The sequence below is a fragment of the Pseudomonas sp. Sample_24 genome (assembly GCF_004307605.1).
Taxonomy (GTDB): Bacteria; Pseudomonadota; Gammaproteobacteria; order Pseudomonadales; family Pseudomonadaceae; genus Aquipseudomonas.
Genome location: NZ_RCNW01000084.1, coordinates 1 through 2,608, shown reverse-complemented (window position 1 = coordinate 2,608; position 2,608 = coordinate 1). Strand labels below are relative to the sequence as shown.

Annotated in this window: 4 protein-coding genes; all 4 read right to left on the bottom strand. The window is 59.3% G+C overall.

What is annotated here, in order from left to right; all coding sequences use genetic code 11:
- Positions 1-374: molybdenum cofactor biosynthesis protein MoaE (locus tag D8V06_RS03955; RefSeq protein WP_130930482.1), on the bottom strand; the 374-nt coding region annotated here is incomplete at its 3' end.
- Positions 375-377: 3 nt separating this feature from the next.
- On the bottom strand, positions 378-620 hold the full coding sequence (locus tag D8V06_RS03950; protein ID WP_130930481.1) for a MoaD/ThiS family protein: 243 nt from the start codon (positions 618-620) through the stop codon (positions 378-380).
- Positions 617-1,090 (bottom strand): cyclic pyranopterin monophosphate synthase MoaC, encoded by a 474-nt coding sequence (gene moaC / locus D8V06_RS03945; RefSeq protein WP_008060536.1) that lies wholly within the window; start codon positions 1,088-1,090, stop codon positions 617-619. The genes D8V06_RS03950 and moaC overlap by 4 nt, the downstream gene beginning before the upstream one ends.
- Before the next feature lie 241 nt (positions 1,091-1,331).
- A partial coding sequence (locus tag D8V06_RS03940; RefSeq protein ID WP_241667770.1) for a PhoH family protein occupies positions 1,332-2,608 on the bottom strand: 1,277 nt, incomplete at its 5' end.

The window sequence follows — 2,608 nt, the reverse complement described above, 5'->3', positions numbered from 1 at the left end:
TTCTTCCAGAACGGCGCGCGGGTTTTCAGGTAGTCCATGACAAAGGCGCAGGCATCGAACGCCGCCTGGCGGTGGGCGCTGGCGGCGCCAACGAAGACGATCGGCTCACCCGGTTCCAGCGCGCCGATGCGGTGCAACACTTGCAGCTTGAGCAACGGCCAGCGCTGCTCGGCTTCGAGGGCGATCTTGCCCAAGGCTTTTTCGGTCATGCCCGGATAGTGTTCGAGGAACATCCCGGCCACATCGAGGCCATCATTGAAGTCGCGAACGTAACCGACAAAGCTCACCACCGCGCCGACGCCGACATTCGCATCGTGCATGGCGTTGACTTCAGCGCCGGGATCAAACGCCGTGGATTGCACACGAATGGCCAAGATTCAACCTCCGGTCACGGTCGGAAAAAACGCCACTTCATCGCCGTCGCTGACCGGTTCGTCGAGTTGGCAAAGGTCTTCATTGCGCGCGCACATCAGATTCTGCTCGCGGAGCACCTCGGCGCCGTCGCGCTGGGCCAACAACACTCGCACGTCATTGACGGTGGCGAAGTTGCCCTCGACGTTTACCGAATCCACACCCAATGCTTCCCGATACCGGGCAAAAAATTTCACAGTGATATTCATGACGGGTCCGCCTGGAAATGCCCGCTCTTGCCGCCGACTTTTTCCAGCAAGCGTACGCTTTCAATGGTCATGCCGCGATCCACGGCCTTGCACATGTCGTAGATCGTCAGCGCCGCGACGCTGGCGGCGGTCAGGGCTTCCATTTCGACACCGGTCTGCCCGGACAATTTGCAGCGCGCGACAATTCGCACGCTGTCGTCACCTTCGGCACTGAGCTCGACTTTCACACCCGTGAGCATCAGCGGGTGGCACAGCGGAATCAAATCACTGGTTTTCTTCGCCGCCTGAATGCCGGCAATGCGCGCTACCGCAAATACATCACCCTTGGGGTGACCGCCACTGACGATCATTTGCAGGGTTTCGGGGAGCATGCGCACCAGCGCTTGGGCCGTCGCCTCACGGAACGTCACGGCTTTTTCAGTGACGTCGACCATGTTGGCGCGACCTTGGGAATCGAGATGAGTCAGCACGGGATTACTCCTGATCAGGAGCGTCGATTGTAAACCTGCGGGTCAATTTTCCGCACGCACGATTATCGGACGTCCCCCTGTAGGAGCGAGCCTGCTCGCGAAAAACTCAAGAACAACGTGGTCATTCAGGCAATACGCATTATCGTTCACGTCCATCGCGAGCAGGCTCGCTCCTACAGGGGTTATATGTCGGGCATAAAAATCCGGGCGGCTTTGTCGGCCGCCCGGTTTGGGTGAAGGATTACAAATGCGATTCGGCGTATTCGGCCAGGATCGAACGAGGCACCCCTTGCAGGGTGATGTGCACCCCGTTCGGGAAATCCTTGAAGCGCTCAGTGAGGTAGGTCAGCCCGGAACTGGTCGCGGACAGGTAAGGGGTGTCGATTTGCGCCAGGTTGCCCAGGCACACCACTTTCGAACCGGCGCCGGCACGGGTGATGATGGTTTTCATCTGGTGCGGCGTGAGGTTCTGGCATTCATCGATCAGGATCAGACTCTGCTGGAAGCTGCGGCCCCGAATGTAGTTGAGGGATTTGAACTGCAACGGCACTTTGCTGAGGATGTAGTCGACGCTGCCATGGGTGCTTTCGTCATCCATGTGCAAGGCTTCGAGGTTGTCGGTGATGGCGCCCAGCCAAGGCTCCATTTTTTCCGCTTCGGTGCCGGGCAGGAAACCGATTTCCTGGTCCAGGCCCTGCACGCTGCGGGTGGCGATGATCCGCCGGTAACGCTTGCTGACCATGGTCTGCTCGATCGCAGCCGCCAGTGCCAGAATGGTTTTACCGGAACCGGCAGCACCGGACAGGTTGACCAGGTGGATATCCGGATCCAGCAAGGCGTAGAGCGCCAGGCTCTGGTAAATGTCCCGTGGTTTCAGACCCCAGGCTTCCTGGTGCAGCAGCGGCTCCTGGTGCAGGTCCAGGATCAGCAATTTATCTTCCTCGATCTCCTTGATCCAGCCGACAAAACCTTGCTCGTCGATGATGAACTCGTTGATGTGCACCGCCGGCAGGTTGTCGATCAGTTGCACCTGATGCCAGGTGCGTCCATGGTCCTGGCGGGTTTCGACCTTGCTCACGCGGTCCCAGAAAGAGCCGGTCATGTTGTGGTAGCCGTTGGGCAGCAGCGACACGTCGTCGACCAGTTGGTCGGTGCTGTAATCCTCGGCCGCGATCCCACAAGCTCGGGCCTTGAGGCGCATGTTGATATCTTTGGTGACCAGCACTACCGGCAATTTCGGATCGCGCGCGTGCAGGTCGATCAACTGGTTGATGATGATGTTGTCGTTCAGGTGCTCGGGCAGAATGATGTTCGGCTCGGCACGCTTGCTCATCAGAATTGACAGCAAGCCCTTCGGCCCGCTCTTGCCTCGCTGGATCGGCACGCCCTGTTCAACGTCCTCGGGTGAGGCATCGCCCAGGGTCTTGTCGATCAGCCGGATGGCCTGACGGCATTCGGCGGCAACGCTGTGATGGCCGCTCTTGAGCTTGTCCAGCTCTTCCAGCACGGTCATCGGGA